The organism is Dermacoccus sp. 147Ba, from assembly GCF_004151355.1.
Classification (GTDB): Bacteria; Actinomycetota; Actinomycetes; order Actinomycetales; family Dermatophilaceae; genus Dermacoccus; species Dermacoccus abyssi.
Map to the genome: position 1 here is coordinate 172,839 of NZ_SEHL01000002.1, position 16,097 is coordinate 188,935.

Annotated in this window: 14 protein-coding genes; 8 read left to right on the plus strand and 6 right to left on the minus strand. The window is 67.7% G+C overall.

Annotated elements, in window-relative coordinates; translation table 11 throughout:
- Window positions 1-13 precede the first annotated feature (13 nt).
- From rapZ to secG, 7 genes are all read left to right on the plus strand, one after another.
- Entirely contained in the window at window positions 14-886 is an 873-nt protein-coding gene (rapZ, locus tag EVU97_RS03065; RefSeq protein ID WP_225910766.1) for an RNase adapter RapZ, read from the plus strand.
- The gene (gene yvcK / locus EVU97_RS03070; RefSeq protein ID WP_129663450.1) at window positions 883-1,860 is read left to right on the plus strand and encodes a uridine diphosphate-N-acetylglucosamine-binding protein YvcK; all 978 of its coding nucleotides are present in this window, start codon (window positions 883-885) and stop codon (window positions 1,858-1,860) included. The genes rapZ and yvcK overlap by 4 nt, the downstream gene beginning before the upstream one ends.
- Before the next feature lie 141 nt (window positions 1,861-2,001).
- The gene (whiA, locus tag EVU97_RS03075; RefSeq protein WP_129663451.1) at window positions 2,002-2,979 is read left to right on the plus strand and encodes a DNA-binding protein WhiA; all 978 of its coding nucleotides are present in this window, start codon (window positions 2,002-2,004) and stop codon (window positions 2,977-2,979) included.
- 236 nt (window positions 2,980-3,215) lie between these two features.
- Window positions 3,216-4,223 (plus strand): type I glyceraldehyde-3-phosphate dehydrogenase, encoded by a 1,008-nt coding sequence (gene gap, locus EVU97_RS03080; RefSeq protein WP_129663452.1) that lies wholly within the window; start codon window positions 3,216-3,218, stop codon window positions 4,221-4,223.
- 7 nt (window positions 4,224-4,230) lie between these two features.
- Window positions 4,231-5,427, plus strand: coding sequence for a phosphoglycerate kinase (gene pgk, locus EVU97_RS03085; RefSeq protein WP_129663453.1), 1,197 nt, complete (start codon window positions 4,231-4,233; stop codon window positions 5,425-5,427).
- A 102-nt stretch (window positions 5,428-5,529) separates the two neighbouring features.
- Window positions 5,530-6,330, plus strand: coding sequence for a triose-phosphate isomerase (tpiA, locus tag EVU97_RS03090; RefSeq protein WP_129663454.1), 801 nt, complete (start codon window positions 5,530-5,532; stop codon window positions 6,328-6,330).
- Between the two features lie 149 nt (window positions 6,331-6,479).
- A complete protein-coding gene (secG, locus tag EVU97_RS03095) occupies window positions 6,480-6,722 on the plus strand; it encodes a preprotein translocase subunit SecG (protein WP_047312777.1) in 243 nt (80 codons plus the stop codon).
- A gap of 103 nt (window positions 6,723-6,825) precedes the next feature.
- Here secG and pgl read toward each other — a convergent pair whose 3' ends face one another.
- Genes pgl through tkt form a run of 6 tightly spaced genes read right to left on the minus strand, consistent with a single transcriptional unit; the run spans window position 6,826 to window position 14,943 of the window.
- A complete protein-coding gene (pgl, locus tag EVU97_RS03100) occupies window positions 6,826-7,569 on the minus strand; it encodes a 6-phosphogluconolactonase (RefSeq protein ID WP_129663455.1) in 744 nt (247 codons plus the stop codon).
- Window positions 7,562-8,494, minus strand: a complete 933-nt coding sequence (locus tag EVU97_RS03105; protein ID WP_129663457.1) for a glucose-6-phosphate dehydrogenase assembly protein OpcA — start codon at window positions 8,492-8,494, stop codon at window positions 7,562-7,564. Before EVU97_RS03105 ends, pgl begins: the two co-directional genes overlap by 8 nt.
- Window positions 8,491-10,038 (minus strand): glucose-6-phosphate dehydrogenase, encoded by a 1,548-nt coding sequence (zwf, locus tag EVU97_RS03110; RefSeq protein ID WP_129663459.1) that lies wholly within the window; start codon window positions 10,036-10,038, stop codon window positions 8,491-8,493. The genes EVU97_RS03105 and zwf overlap by 4 nt, the downstream gene beginning before the upstream one ends.
- Window positions 10,035-11,666 carry a glucose-6-phosphate isomerase gene (locus tag EVU97_RS03115; RefSeq protein WP_129663461.1) on the minus strand — a complete coding sequence of 544 codons (1,632 nt, stop codon included), beginning with the start codon at window positions 11,664-11,666 and terminating at the stop codon, window positions 10,035-10,037. The genes zwf and EVU97_RS03115 overlap by 4 nt, the downstream gene beginning before the upstream one ends.
- A complete protein-coding gene (gene tal, locus EVU97_RS03120; RefSeq protein WP_129663463.1) occupies window positions 11,663-12,784 on the minus strand; it encodes a transaldolase in 1,122 nt (373 codons plus the stop codon). The genes EVU97_RS03115 and tal overlap by 4 nt, the downstream gene beginning before the upstream one ends.
- Window positions 12,785-12,792: 8 nt before the next feature.
- The gene (tkt, locus tag EVU97_RS03125; RefSeq protein WP_129663465.1) at window positions 12,793-14,943 is read right to left on the minus strand and encodes a transketolase; all 2,151 of its coding nucleotides are present in this window, start codon (window positions 14,941-14,943) and stop codon (window positions 12,793-12,795) included.
- A gap of 135 nt (window positions 14,944-15,078) precedes the next feature.
- Here tkt and EVU97_RS03130 point away from each other — a divergent pair, with 135 nt between their 5' ends.
- A complete protein-coding gene (locus EVU97_RS03130) occupies window positions 15,079-16,041 on the plus strand; it encodes a heme o synthase (protein WP_205744852.1) in 963 nt (320 codons plus the stop codon).
- Window positions 16,042-16,097: the final 56 nt, after the last annotated feature.

Here is a 16,097-nt window from a genome sequence, read left to right on the forward strand (position 1 = left end):
ACGAGAGGCCACGATGACCGACTCTGCGCACTCGGAGATGATGATCGTCACGGGTATGAGCGGGGCGGGTCGCACCACTGCGGCCAACGTTCTCGAGGACCAGGGCTGGTACGTCGTCGACAACCTGCCGCCGCAGTTACTCACGCAGCTGGCTGACCTCGTCGACAAGAGCGGCGAGTCCGACGTTCGCGTCGCCGCCGTCGTCGACGTGCGCAGCCGTGCCTTCTTCACCGACTTCCGCGCAGGCCTCGAGCAGCTGCGCGACAACGGCTGGCGTCCCTCCGTCGTCTTCGTCGACGCCACGGACGAATCGCTCGTGCGCCGTTTCGAATCCGTGCGTCGCCCTCACCCGCTGCAGGGGGAGGGGCGCATGCTCGACGGCATCACGCGCGAGCGTGAGCTGCTACGTGATCTTCGCTCGAACGCGGACATCCTCATCGACACGAGTGGCCTCAACGTCCACCAGCTCTCGGCCAAGGTGCAGGAGCTCGTCGGTGACAAGGGAGGCCCGGATCTTCGGATCGCCGTCATGAGTTTCGGCTTCAAGTACGGCATCCCGCTGGACGCCGACCTCGTTTTCGACATGCGCTTCCTGCCCAACCCTTTCTGGAATCCGGAGTTGCGTCCGTTCAGCGGTAAGGACGAGGTCGTGAGCGACTTCGTGCTCGGCCAGCCGGGTGCGAAGGAGTTCCTCGACGGCGTCCTGTCACTCCTCAAACCGATGACCGAGGGCTACCTGCGTGAGGGCCGCAGCTACGTGACGCTGGCCGTCGGGTGCACGGGGGGCAAGCACCGGAGCGTCGCCATGGCCGAGGCCCTTGCGAAGCAGCTTCGTTCCGAACGTCTCGGCACACTCGTGGTGCACCGCGACCTGGGGCGCGAGTGAAGAGGCCCGCTGTCGCGGCACTCGGGGGAGGGCACGGTCTCTTCGCCTCCCTCGAAGCCCTGCGGCTCGTCACCGACCAGATCACGGCCATCGTCACGGTCGCCGATGACGGGGGATCGTCGGGACGCCTCCGGGAGGAGTACGACATCCTTCCGCCTGGTGACCTGCGCATGGCCCTGGCGGCGTTGTGTGACAACTCCGAGTGGGGCATCGCCTGGCGTGACGCCCTGCAGCACCGGTTCCCCGGTGAGGGTCCGATGGGCGGCCACGCGCTCGGCAATCTCATCATCGCGGGTTTGTGGGATTCGCTCGGCGACCCGATCAAGGGTCTCGACATGGTGGGGCGCCTGCTGAGCGCGCGCGGTCGCGTCCTGCCGATGTCGATGCAACCGTTGCGCATCGACGCCACGGTGCGCGGCGCCGACCCCGAGAAGCCGGAGGAAGTGCAGGAGGTATCCGGTCAGGTCGCCGTCGCGCAGACGCCCGGGCAGGTGCTCAACCTGCGCCTGTTCCCGGACCCTCCTCAGCCGTGCAAGGAGGCCGTCGACGCCGTTCTCGACGCCGACTGGGTCATTCTCGGACCGGGCTCGTGGTTCACGTCCGTCATGCCACACCTTCTCGTGCCCGATCTGCTGGACGCCCTCGTCATGACCAAGGCGAAGCGCATGCTCGCCCTCAACGTGCAGATGGACACGGGCGAAACCGCTGGCTTCTCGGCAAGCGACCACTTGGAGGTGTTGCGCGCCCACGCGCCTGCACTGCATCTCGATGCGGTCCTCGCGGACCCCGGTGTCATCGGTGACGACGAGCGGGCCCTCCACGCACTCGAGACGTCCGCTGCCGCCCTCGGCGCGGAGGTCGTCTACAAGCACGTGGCCGACCCGGACACGGCCGGGGTGCACGACACGTTGCGCCTCGCCACGGCCTATCGAGACGTCATGGAGCGTTCCTCCCGTGGTCCGCGGCATCAATGAGTCAGGGGGCGTACGCACGCCTGCAGGTCACTATTTCGCACCAACAGCGTTTGGGTTCTCGCGTTGGAGCAGGCAAAATGAGAACCCCGCTTCACTGCAGCCAAGCCTTGGAGCGGTCGTTTCTGGAGAGGACATGGCGCCATGGCGATGACCGCAACGGTCAAGGACGAGCTCAGCCGGGTCGTCGTCACGACGAACGCGACGCGCAAGGCCGAGGTGGCTGCGATGCTGCGTTTCGCAGGGGGATTGCACCTCGTCGGCGGCCGCGTGAGCGTCGAGGCGGAGCTCGACACGGGGGTTGCCGCGCGACGCCTGCGCACCGCCATCACCGAGCTTTACGGCCACTCGAGCGAACTCGTCGTCATGCGCCCGGGTGGCATTCGTCGCTCCACGTCCTACGTCGTGCGTGTTCCGAAGGCCGAGCTCGCCGTTCAGGCGGGTCTCGTCGACGCCAAGGGACGTCCTGTACGCGGGCTTCCCCCGAAGATCGTCAACGGCACGGTCGACGACGCCGCCGCCGCGTGGCGCGGAGCCTTCATCGTTCACGGATCGCTCACCGAACCCGGACGTTCGTCGTCGATGGAGATCACGTGCCCCGGTTCCGAGGTGGCTCTCGCCCTCGTCGGAGCGGCCCGCCGCCTCGGCATCGCCGCGAAGGCACGTGAGGTGCGTGGGGTCGACCGCGTCGTCATCCGTGACGGGGAGGCCATCGGGGCCATGCTCACGCACATGGGCGCCACGGACGCGCGCCTCGTGTGGGAGGAGCGCCGTATGCGCCGAGAGGTGCGTGCCACCGCCAACCGCCTCGCGAACTTCGACGATGCCAACCTGCGCCGTTCGGCCCGCGCGGCCGTCGCGGCCGGTTCGCGCGTTGCTCGCGCCATGGAAATCCTCGGCGACGAGGTGCCCGGTCACCTGCGTCAGGCCGGTGAACTGCGCATCGAGCACAAGCAGGCCAGCCTCGAGGAGCTGGGCGCTCTCGCCGACCCGCCGATGACGAAGGACGCGGTTGCCGGGCGCATCCGTCGTCTGCTCGCCATGGCGGACAAGCGTGCGGCGGAACTCGGCATTCCTGGCACGGAGGCCAACCTCACGCCGGACATGCTCGAGGACGACTGACCCTCGCCACACTTCGCCGACGCCCACCGCACCCCCGCGGTGGGCGTCGATCTGTGCTCGACGAAGGCGCCACACAGGCCCACCGTGCGGCTCTGCGGGTCTCATGCACTGGCCGGTAACCTCCCACCGCTTCGCCACGCGTGGGGCCCCTTGTCATAGGGTGGACGTGTGAAAGACCGCGTGCCCGCCAGCGGGTACGCGAGCACTCGATTCCTAGGGAAGGGCAGGGTCCAAAAGTGACCGTCCGCGTTGGTATCAATGGCTTTGGCCGCATCGGCCGCAACTTCTTCCGCGCCGTCAAGGCGTCGGGCGCAGATGTCGAGATCGTGGCGGTGAACGACCTCACCGACAACAAGACGCTGGCCCACCTGCTCAAGTACGACTCGATCCTCGGCCGCTTCGACGGCGACGTCACCTTCGACGACACCTCCATCACGGTCGACGGCGCGAAGATCGCCGCCTTCGCCGAGAAGAACCCGGCCAAGCTCGACTGGGCCTCCGTCGGCGCCGACATCGTCGTCGAGTCCACCGGCTTCTTCACCGAGGCCGAGGCTGCCAAGGCCCACCTGGCCGGCGGGGCGAAGAAGGTCATCATCTCCGCCCCGGCGAAGAACGAGGACATCACCATCGTCATGGGCGTCAACGACGACCTGTACGACCCGGAGAAGCACACGATCATCTCCAACGCGTCGTGCACGACGAACTGCCTCGCCCCGATGGCCAAGGCCCTCAACGACGGCCTCGGCATCGAGAAGGGCCTCATGACGACGGTTCACGCCTACACGGGTGACCAGCGCCTTCACGACGCCCCGCACAAGGACGCACGCCGCGCCCGCGCCGCCGCCATCAACATCGTTCCCACGTCGACGGGTGCGGCCAAGGCCGTCTCTCTCGTCCTGCCGGAGCTCAAGGGCAAGCTCGACGGTTACGCGCTGCGCGTGCCTGTTCCCACGGGTTCGGCCACGGACCTGACGTTCACCGCCTCCCGCGAAACGACCGTCGAAGAGGTCAACGAGATCGTCAAGAAGGCCGCTTCCGAGGGCCCGCTCAAGGACGTCCTCAACTACTCCGAGGCCGACCTCGTCTCCACCGACATCGTCACCGACCCGGCGTCCTGCATCTTCGACTCCGGCCTGACGAAGGTCATCGGCAACCAGGTCAAGGTCGTTGGCTGGTACGACAACGAGTGGGGTTACTCCAACCGCCTCGTCGACCTCACCGCCCTCGTCGGCTCCAAGCTCTGAGGCGTCGATGAAATCGATCTCCGACCTCGGTGATCTGAGGGGCAAGAAGGTTCTGCTGCGCAGTGACCTCAACGTGCCGCTCGATGGTTCCAGGATCACGGACGACGGCCGTGTGCGCGCGTCCGTCCCCACGATCCAGGAGCTGACGAAGGCAGGCGCCCGCGTCGTTGTCGTGGCCCACCTCGGCCGTCCCAAGGGTGAGCCGGAGGCGAAGTACTCGCTCGAGCCGGTCGTCTCCCGTCTGTCGGAGTTGCTCGGTCAGGACGTGAAGTTCGCCTCCGACACCGTCGGCGACTCGGCCCGTGAGGTCGTGGAGTCCCTCGGTGACGGCGACGTCGCCCTGCTCGAGAACCTGCGCTTCAACGCGGGGGAGACGAGCAAGGACGACGCCGAGCGCCGCGAGTTCGCCCAGCAGCTGGCCGATCTCGCCGACGTCTTCGTCTCCGACGGCTTCGGTGTCGTGCACCGCAAGCAGGCGTCCGTGTACGACGTCGCCGAACTCCTGCCGTCGGCCATGGGTGGTCTCGTGCAGGCCGAGGTCGACGTGTTGCAGCGCCTCACGGACGAGCCGCAGCGTCCCTACGCCGTCGTGCTCGGCGGCGCCAAGGTCGCTGACAAGCTCGCCGTCATCGAGAACCTCATGAAGACCGCGGACCGTCTCCTCATCGGTGGCGGCATGGTCTTCACCTTCCTCAAGGCCGAAGGCCACGAGGTCGGCAAGAGCCTTCTCGACGACGAGCAGCTCGAGACCGTCAAGGGCTACATCGCCAAGGCCAAGGAGGCCGGCGTCGAGATCGTCCTGCCGGTCGATGTCGTCGTGGCGCCCGAGTTCGCTGCCGACAAGGGCAGCGAGGTCGTCGCGGTCGACGCCATCCCGGCCGACCAGATGGGTCTCGACATCGGTCCCGAGTCCGCGAAGCTCTACGCGTCGAAGCTCACCGACTGCAAGACGGTGTTCTGGAACGGCCCGATGGGCGCGTTCGAGAGGGAGCCGTTCGCCGCGGGCACGAAGGCCGTCGCCCAGGCGCTCGTCGAAGCCACCGAGAACGGTGCTCTCACCGTGGTCGGTGGCGGCGACTCGGCTGCCGCAGTGCGTCAGCTGGGTTTCGCCGACGAGCAGTTCGGTCACATCTCCACCGGCGGAGGCGCCAGCCTCGAGTACCTCGAGGGCAAGAACCTGCCCGGCATCGAGGTGCTCGGCTGAGGCCGACGTCCCGCACGTCACGAGCCCCGCTTCCGTCGTCCGGCGGGAGCGGGGCTCGTTCTCGTTCCACCACCTCGAACCTTCAAGGGAAAGGGGAGCCTCATGGCTTCGACCACCACCCGCACGCCGCTCATGGCGGGCAACTGGAAGATGAATCTCGACCACCTGCAGGGCACGCACCTCGTGCAGAAGCTCACGTGGACCCTCGAGGACAAGCGCCACGACTTCGCCGACGTGGAGGTGGCCGTGCTGCCGCCGTTCACCGACCTGCGTTCGGTGCAGACGCTCGTCGACGGCGACAAGCTGAAGCTCGTCTACGGCGCCCAGGACCTCTCGCAGCACGACGAGGGCGCCTACACCGGTGAGGTCTCAGGTGCCTTCCTCGCAAAGCTCGGCTGCACGTACGTGTGCGTCGGCCACAGCGAGCGTCGCGAGTACCACCACGAGACGGACGAGATCGTGCGCGCCAAGGTCGAGGCGGCCTATCGCCACGGCATGACGCCGATCTTGTGCGTTGGCGAGCCGCTCGAGGTCCGCAAGGCCGCTCAGCACGTCGAGCACACGGTCGCTCAGCTCGAGGCGGCCGTCGCCGGTCTCTCGCGGGAGCAGGCGGAGACCCTCGTCGTGGCGTACGAGCCCGTGTGGGCCATCGGTACGGGTGAGGTCGCCACGCCGGCGGACGCGCAGGAGGTCTGCGGCGCGCTGCGCGAGGCCCTCGCCCGCGTGTTCGACGGCGATGTCGCCGCGAAGGTCCGCGTTCTCTACGGCGGTTCGGTCAAGCCGGGCAACGTCGCGGAAATCATGGCCGGTGACGACGTCGACGGCGCCCTTGTCGGTGGTGCGTCGCTCGTCGTCGACGACTTCGCCGGCATTTGCCGTTACAAGGAGCACGCCGGGCAGTGATCCTGCGCGTCGCACGCCGGACCCACCGGCCACCGAGGTCGTGCCGCTCGGCGCGCGTCGGGGGCTGACATGGGCACGGTGTCCGACGCGATAGGCTTGGGCGAATTGTGCGGGCGTCAGCTCGCGTCGTCGTGAGGTGAGATTTCTACGTGGACATTCTGAAGATCGCTCTGCAGGTTCTGCTCGTGCTGAGCAGTCTGTTCCTGACCATGCTCATCCTCATGCACAAGGGCAGTGGCGGCGGACTCTCCGACATGTTCGGTGGTGGCTCCGGAGCCACGATGGGTGGCTCCTCGATGGCCGAACGCAACCTCAACCGCATCACGGTCGGCGCGGCTGGCCTCTGGTTCGCGGCCATCATCGGACTCGGTCTCGTCGAGCGGTTCAACTGACACCTCGTCGCGAGCCGAACACAGGCTTCGACATTGAAAGAGCCCCTCACCGGTAGCGGTGAGGGGCTCTTTCGTCGTTCCAGGGAAGGGCTTCGGGGTTCGCTCAGCCGGCGGCGGCCTCGTCGAGCCACCACACCGTGGCGACCTGCCCGTGGACTCCACAAGCCGGATGAGCCACCCGGTCGTCGGAGCCGGACGCTGCACGTACGGCATCCCGTTTGTCCTCGCCTGCGACCATGAGCCAGACCTCACGGGCGCTGTTCAAGGTGGGGAACGTCATCGTGATGCGCTCGGGCGGCGGCTTGGGGGAGTTCGTCACCGCGGCGACGCTCACGGCGTCGGCGCGCGTCTGCTCGTGACCGGGGAACAACGACGCGACGTGCGTGTCGGGCCCCATGCCGAGCATGACGACGTCGAACGCGGGAACCTCGCCCTGAACGAGAGCGTCACCGAACGCTTCGCTGAGTTCGGCGGCATAGGCAGAGGCACCCGCGGCAACGTCCCCGGCGGCTGCCCCGTCGGAGGCCGCCATGACGTGGATCCCGGCAGGGGCCACGGCGAGGTTGTCGAGAAGGGCATCGCGCGCCTGTGTGACGTTCCGCTCGCCGTCGCCCTCGGGCAGGAATCGCTCGTCACCCCACCACAGGTGGAGCGAGGCCCACGGCACCTCGTTCGGCGAGCGTCCGAGCGCTTCGAGAAACGCCGTGCCCATCGACCCGCCGGTGAGGACGACGTGCGCCACACCGCGCTTCTCGACGGCCTCGGTGACGACGGCGAGGAAGCGCTCGGCGACGGCGTCGGCGAGTGTCGCCTTGTCGGGGCGTACCCGACGCTCGACGTCACTCATCGTGTTCGTCGTCCGCGACGATCTTGGGCAGCCCTCGCACGAGTGCGTCCCGGTAGATCTCGTCCCTGTCGAGACGACGCAGTTCCTCCGCCAACGACGCGACGGCGTCGGGACGGGGCAGCGCCATCTGACGATCCGGCTGATCGGGCTGACGAAGGATCGCCTGCTCGCCGTCCCGGAGCAGCGAGATGACGCCGCTCTCGCGGTGGAGCTCGACGGCCACGAGGCCGAGCCCGGGTTCGGTCAGCTCGCGCTGCACCGGGCACCCCAACTCGACCGACAGCCAGCCACCGAGGAGGTCGGTGGACGCGGAGTCGGACGCGCCCTTGACGACGATGCGCTGCACCGGCTCGTACGGCGGCAGGTCGAGCGCGCCGGCGAGCAGCCCGCGCCAGCGCGTCGTGCGTGCCCACGCCATGTCGGTGTCACCGGCCGTGTAGTACATCGCCCGGCGCAGGATCTCGCCGCGCGGGTCGTCGGACAGGGAGACGTCCGTGATCCGACGCTGCGCCATCCGGCCGATCTGCGTCTCGCCGATGTTCTCGTCGGCCTGCATCGGCCACCACGCGACCACGGGGGAGTCCGGCAGGAGCAGCGGAGTGATCGCCGCCGCACCGTGCTCGGCCAACTCACCGCGCAGCCCGAGAACGATGATCTCGCTCGCGCCCGCATCCCCGCCGAGGCGGATCTGGGCGTTGAGGTCGTCGTCGCCGGCATCGGGTTCGTCGACGACGGCGATGATGCGGCTCGGGTGCAGACGCGTGGCCTCCGAGGCCACCCGCAGCGACTCGTCCACGTGCTCACGCGGGCTGACGACAACGAGGGTCATCACGCGACCCAACGTCATCGAACCGACCTCGTTGCGAAGCTGCACGAGCTTCTTCGAGATGTCGGCGCTCGAGGTCTTCTCCAGGTCGACGATCACGGCATTCTCCAGACTCGTCCGTCGCGGGCCATCATGTCGTCCGAGGTACGCGGACCCCACGTGCCCGACTCGTACTGCTCGGGCTGGCACTCCTGCTCGGCCCAGAACTGCTCGATCGGGTCGAGGATGCGCCAGGACAGCTCGACCTCCTCGTGCCGGGGGAAGAGCGGCGGATCGCCGAGAAGCACATCGAGGATGAGACGTTCGTAGGCCTCAGGGCTCGAATCGGTGAAGGCCGACCCGTAACCGAAGTCCATCGTCACGTCGCGCACCTCGAAGGAGTTCGAACCCGGGACCTTAGAGCCGAAGCGCATCGTCACGCCCTCGTCCGGCTGAACACGGATGACGACGGCGTTGCGGCCGAGCTCCTCGGTCTGGTTGGCGTCGAAGGGCGTCGCAGCGTTCTTGAACACCACGGCGATCTCCGTGACGCGCTTGCCGAGACGCTTGCCCGTACGCAGGTAGAACGGCACCCCGGCCCAGCGACGGGTGTTGATACCGAGCTTCACGGCCGCGTACGTCTCCGTCTGCGACTGCGGGTCGATGCCCTCCTCGGCGAGGAAGCCGGGCACCTTCTCCGCGCCCTGCCAACCCTCGGCGTACTGTCCACGAGCCGTCGCCGCGGCGAGGTCGCCCGGCAGCTTCACCGCGGCGAGCACCTTCTCCTTCTCCGCCCGCAGATCCTTCGCGTCGAAGGAGAGCGGCTGCTCCATCGCCGTGAGGGCGAGAAGCTGCAGGAGGTGGTTCTGGATGACGTCGCGTGCTGCGCCGATGCCGTCGTAGTACCCCGCGCGACCACCGATGCCGATATCCTCGGCCATGGTGATCTGCACGTGGTCGACGTGGTTGGCGTTCCAGATCGGCTCGAACATCTCGTTGGCGAAACGGAACGCCAGGATGTTCTGCACCGTCTCTTTGCCGAGGTAGTGATCGATGCGGAAGATCGAGTCGGCCGGGAAGACGCCCTCGACGATGTCGTTGAGTTCGCGTGCGCTCTCGAGGTCGTGCCCGAACGGCTTCTCGATGACGACGCGACGCCAGGCGTCACCCTTCGGCTCGGTCAGGCCGGCGGCTTCCAGCTGCTCGCACACCTGAGCGAACGAGCCCGGTGGGATCGACAGGTAGAAGGCCGCGTTGCCCTCGGTGCCGCGCGTCTCCTCGAGCTCCTTTAGCGTCGTCGCCAGAAGTTCGAACGCCTTGGGGTCGTCGAAGGTGCCGGGCACGAACCGAATGCCGTCGGCGAGGTTGGTCCAGACCTTCTCGTCGAACCCGGTGCGAGCACGCTCGCGCACGGCGTCCTTGACGATCTGCATGAAGTCCTGGTCCTCCCAGTCGCGTCGGGCGAACCCGACGAGCGAGAAGCCGGGCGGCAGCAGACCGCGGTGGAACAGGTCGTAGATCGCCGGCATGAGCTTCTTGCGCGCGAGGTCACCGGTGACGCCGAACAGTACGACGCTGGACGGTCCGGCGATGCGCGGAAGACGCTTGTCCAGGGGCGAACGCAGGGGGTTGTGGTCCTTGGTGATGTCGACCGGTGGCGTCACCGAGCGTCGCCTCCTGCAAGCTTGTCGAGGGCCGACGTGACCTGGGCCAAGCCGGCATCGTGCTCACGCAGGTGCAGGCGCAGGACCGGACGGTCGTGGTCGGCGAGGACGGCGGCGTCACCGCCGGCCTGAGCCGCGCAGAATTGGCCGAAGGTAAAGTCACGACCCGGCACGGCCAGATCTTCCTTCGCCTCGGTCGTGATCTGCAGGTAGACACCGATCGCGGGCCCACCCTTGTGGTACTGGCCGGTCGAGTGGAGGAAACGGGGCCCCCAGCCGAAGGTGACCGGACGCTCAAGCGTGCGCTCCAGCGGAGCACGGACGTCGGCGAGCGACGCATCGCGCAACCGGTCGAGGTAGGCCATGACCGCCAGGTAGCCCTGCGGACCGAGCTGGTCGACGAGGGCCCTCAGCGCGTCGTCGAGCGTCGAGGCGTCACCGAGGAAGTCGGGACCCTCGGCACGGACCTCGACGGAGCCGTCGGTGAAGGCCGGAGCCGCACTGGCGTCCATGCCCTTGTCGAGCAGGTCACGAGCGGCCGACTTCGCCGACTCGACATCCGGCTGGTCGAACGGGTTGATGCCGATCAGACGGCCGGCGACGGCGGTCGCGACCTCCCACAGGAGCATCTGAGCCCCGAGCGAACCGGAGACCGTCGAGACGGCTTCACCCTCGGGGGCACGCTCGTCGTCCTCGGCCGTGAGGAGGACGAGGTTCTCGTCAGGGGCGAGTTCGTCGGGCTCGGAGTCACCGACGACGACCGGGAGCAGACCCTTGCCGTCCTTACCGGTGGACTCGGCGATGAGCTGCTCGGCCCAGTCGCCGAAGCCCTTGATCTGCGTACCGGCATCGGCGAGCAGGATCTTGTCGCGCAGCGGCTGCGTGCCACCGAGCACCGCGCCGAGACGCAGGCCGGGGTTGGCCTCGTCGTCCGCAGCGAGCAGATCCGTGACCGACTCGGCCTCGTCGAGGAGCGCCTCGATATCGGCGCCGGCCAGGCCGGACGGCACGAGACCGAACGCCGTGAGCGCCGAGTAGCGTCCGCCGACGTTGGGGTCGGCGTTGACGACCGTGAAGCCGCCCTCGCGCGAACTCTTGTCGAGCGGGGAACCCGGGTCGGTGACGATGACGATGCGCTCACGTGGGTCGATACCGGCGTCCTCGAACGCCTTCTCGTAGGCGCGGCGCTGGCTGTCGGTCTCCACGGTCGAACCCGACTTGGAGGAGACGACGACGACCGTGTGCTCGAGGTCCTCCGCGAGGGCGTCGCGCACCATGTCGGGCTGCGAGGAGTCGAGCACGACGAGCGGAACGCCCGCCGTCGCGCAGATGACCTCCGGCGCGAGCGATGAACCGCCCATGCCGCACAGGACGACACGGTTGAGGCCGGCCTCGGCGAACTTCTCACGCAGAGCGGAGACCTCGCCGACGAGCGGGCGCGACGAACGCGCCAGCGTCACCCAGGACAGGCGCTTGGCGGATTCGGGCTCGGCCGCGGTGCCCCACAGCGTCGGGTCCTGGTCGAAGAGACGGCTTGCGAACTTCTCGGCAACGAGCGCCGGGACGGCAGTGTCGATCGCTGCCGTCCCGGCACCCACGGTGCCGAGGCTGACACCGGAGGAGGTCACTTGTTGTCGCCCGCCTTCTCCAGCTCGGAGCGGACGGAGCCGAGGAGCTCTTCCCAGGAGGCCTCGAACTTCTCGAGACCCTCGGTCTCGAGCTGCTCGACGACGTCGGCGTACGAGACGCCGACCTGCTCGAGGGCATCCATCGTGGCCTTGGCCTCGCCGTATGAGCCGCTCACGCGGTCACCCGCGATCTCGCCGTGGTCGGCGAGCGCGTCGAGCGTCTTCGGCGGCATGGTGTTGACCGTGTTCGGCGCAGCGAGCTCGACGACGTACAGCGTGTCAGACAGGTTCGGGTCCTTGACGCCCGTGGAGGCCCAGAGCGGACGCTGCACGTGGGCGCCGTCGTCCGCGAGGGTCTGCCAACGCGGCGTGCCGAAGACCTCTTCGAACGCCTGGTAGGCGAGGCGGGCGTTCGCGATGCCCGCCTTGCTCTTGAGCTCCTTCGCGGCGTCGGAGCCGATTGCGTCGAGGCGCTTGTCGAACTCGGTGTCGACGCGGCTGACGAAGAACGAGGCGACCGAACGGATGGTCGACAGGTCCTTGCCGTTCTCGCGGGCCTGCTCGAGGCCCGTGAGGAAGGCGTTCATGACGCCGCGGTAGCGGTCGAGCGAGAAGATCAGCGTGACGTTGACGCTGATGCCCTCGGCGAGCGTGGCGCTGATCGCGGGCAGGCCCTCGACCGTGGCCGGGATCTTGATCATGCAGTTGGGGCGGTCGATCGTCTCCCACAGCTGCTTGGCCATCTTGATCGTGCCGTCGGTGTCGCGCGCCATGCGCGGGTCGACCTCGATCGAGACGCGGCCGTCCTCGCCGTTCGTGGCGTCGTACACCGGGCGCAGGATGTCGCACGCGGAGATGACGTCCGCGGTGGTGATGGTGAAGACGGCCTCGTCGACGCCCTTGCCGGAGGCGGCGAGCTCGGCGACCTGCTCGTTGTAGGCCGAGCCGTTCGACAGCGCCGAGGCGAAGATCGTCGGGTTCGAGGTCACACCGACGACGTTCTTCGTCTCGACGAGCGTCTTGAGCTCGTCACCGGTGACCATCGGACGGTTGAGGTCGTCGAGCCAGATCGAGACGCCGACGTCGGAGAGGGCCTGGGTGTTCGTGTTCTGAGTCATGGAAGTACTCACTTTCCTTCGACTGCTGCGATGGAGGCTTCAGCGGCTTCGACAACCTTCTCGGGCGTGAAGCCGAACTCCTTGAAGAGGGTCTTGGCGTCGGCCGAGGCACCGTAGTGGTCGATACCGACGACACGACCGTGCGTGCCGACGATGTCGTACCAGCTCATCGGGTGCCCCGCCTCGACGGCGACGCGGGCCGTGACGTTCTTCGGCAGGACGCTCTCCTTGTAGGCGTCGTCCTGCTCGTCGAACCACTCACGGCACGGCATCGAGACCACACGGGTGGCAACACCCTTGGCCTCGAGTTCCTTCCGGGCCGCGACGGCGAGGCCGAGCTCGGAGCCGGTGGCCACGAGGATGACCTTGGGCTCGCCCTCGGAGTCGGCGAGGACGTAACCGCCCTTGGCTACGCCGTCGGCCGAGGCGTACTCGGAGCGGTCCAGCGTCGGCATCTCCTGACGGCTCAGGATGAGGCCGGTCGGGCGGTCGGTGGTCTCGAGAATCTTCTTCCACGCCTGCGCCGTCTCGTTCGCGTCGCCCGGACGGACGACGGCGAGGTTCGGGATGGCGCGCAGCGCGGTGAGGTGCTCGATCGGCTGGTGCGTCGGGCCGTCCTCGCCGACACCGACGGAGTCGTGCGTCCACACGAAGATCGACGGGAGCTGCTGGATGGCTGCGAGACGCACCGCGGGGCGCATGTAGTCGGAGAACACGAGGAACGTGCCGCCGTAGGCGCGCGTGAGGCCCTCGAGCTCGATGCCGTTGAGGATCATGCCCATGGCGTTCTCACGGATGCCGAAGTGCAGCGTGCGGCCGTAGGGGTTACCCGTCCACGTGTCCGTCGAGCGGTCCGAGGGGATGAACGACGGCTGGTTGTCCATCGTCGTGTTGTTCGATCCGGCGAGGTCGGCGCTTCCGCCCCACAGCTCGGGCACGACATCGGCGAGGGCATTGAGCACCTTGCCGGAGGCAGCGCGGGTGGCGATGCCCTTCTCGTCGGCGTCGAACACCGGCAGGGACTCGGCGAGGTTGTCCGGAAGCTTCTTCGCGACGACGCGCTCGAGCAGCGCTGCGGCGTCGGCGTTGGCCGACTTCCACGCGTCGAACTTCTCCTGCCAGGCGGCGTGCGCCCTCTGGCCACGCTCGACGGCCTTGCGGGTGTGCGCGATGACCTCGTCGTCGACCTGGAAGGTCTGTTCCGGGTCGAAGCCGAGCAGCTTCTTCGTCGCGGCGATCTCCTCGTCACCGAGGGCCGAACCGTGGGCCTTGCCGGAGTTCTGCTTCGTCGGAGCCGGGTAGGCGATGATCGTGCGCAGCACGACGATGGACGGCTTGTCCGTCACCTTCTTGCCGGCCTCGATCGCCTCGAAGAGGGCGTCGACGTCCTCGGTGTAGGGGCCGTTATTGGCCGAGCCACGCCAGTCGACGATGCGCACGTCCCAGCCGTAGGCCCCGTAGCGCTTCGCGACGTCCTCGGAGAAGGAGACGTTCGTGTCGTCCTCGATCGAGATGTAGTTCTCGTCGTAGATGAGGGTGAGGTTGCCGAGCTCCTGGTGGCCGGCAAGCGAACTGGCCTCGGAGGCGACGCCCTCCATGATGTCGCCGTCGGAGGCGATGACGTAGACGTGGTGGTCGAAGGGCGACTCGCCGGCCGGCGCCTTCGGGTCGTACAGGCCCCGCTGACGACGCTGTGCCATGGCCATACCGACGGCGGAGGACAGGCCGGAACCGAGCGGGCCGGTGGTGATGTCGACACCCTTGGTGTGGTGGACCTCCGGGTGACCCGGCGTCTTCGAGCCCCAGGTGCGAAGCGCCTTGAGGTCGTCGAGCTCGAGGCCGGAGCCCGAGAGGAAGAGCTGCGTGTACTGCGTCAGCGAGGAGTGGCCGCACGAGAGGACGAAACGGTCACGACCCATCCACTCGGTGTCGGACGGGTCGTAGGTCATGACGTTCTGGTAGAGCAGGTATGCGACGGGCGCGAGGCTCATGGCCGTACCCGGGTGGCCGTTGCCGACCTTCTGAACGGCCTCGGCTGCCAGCAGGCGCGCGGTGTCGACCGCTCGCTGGTCGACGTCGGACCAGCCGACCTTGTCGGCCTTGGGGGACGCGAGCGACTCGTCGCGCTGCCACGTGGTGGTGGGCTGTTCCGTCGTCACGGGGAATGCTCCTTAGCATCGGATTCGTTCTCGACCCCGACACTAGTCCTCTTCGAGGGGCGCAGTCACGCTGAGTAGACTGGCCCTAAGACGGGGTCTTGCCCGTCACCCCCGAGAGCATTCGTGAAGGACGTCGTGACAGCGCTCGAACCAGACACCGACACCTCGCGCCCTGATGGCGCCGCTGGTGGAAAGCGTCCCCGCAAGACGGTCATCGGTGACTACGTCTCGCTCACCAAGCCGCGCATCATCGAGCTTTTGCTCATCACGACCTTCCCGGTCATGTTTCTCGCGGAGCGCGGCATTCCGAACGCGTGGCTCATCATCGCCACCTTGATCGGTGGCACGCTTTCGGCGTCGTCGGCGAACGTGCTCAACTGCTACCTCGACCGTGACATCGACAAGCTCATGCACCGCACCGAGGGTCGCCCCCTCGTGACGGGTGCCATCTCGCCGCGCAACGCCTTGATCTTCGGCATCGTGCTCGGTGTGGCCGCAACGCTGTGGCTCGGTCTGCTCGTCAATTGGCTCAGCTCGCTGCTGTCTCTCGCGGCGATCGCCCTGTACGTGGGCTTCTACACGGTCCTGCTCAAGCGCCGCACGTCGCAGAACATCGTCTGGGGCGGTGTCGCCGGCTGCATGCCCGTCTTCATCGGCTGGGCCGCCGTGACGGACTCGCTGTCCTGGGCCGCCGTCGTCCTGTTCCTCGTCGTCTTCTTCTGGACGCCGCCGCACTACTGGCCGCTGTCGATGCGCTTCAAGGACGACTACGCCAACGCCGGCGTGCCGATGCTGCCGGTCGTCGCCGAGGACCTCGCCGTCGGCAAGCAGATCGTCGCCTACTCGTGGGTGACCGTCCTGACGTCGTTCGCCCTCATCCCGATCGCACCGATGGGTTGGATCTACACGGCCATCGCCGTCATCTCGGGTGGCGTCTTCCTCTTCGAGGCTCACATGCTGCTCAAGCGTGCCAAGGAGGGTGCGCCGTACTCGGTGCTCAAGCCGATGCGCCTGTTCCACTACTCGATCAGCTACCTCACGCTGCTGTTCATCGGTGTGGCCCTCGACCCGCTGTGGTACTTCGCGGTGACCGGCTGAGTCGCTGTCCGCTTCGGCGGACAACGACGAAACGCCCGCCCTGCTTCGTGCAGGGC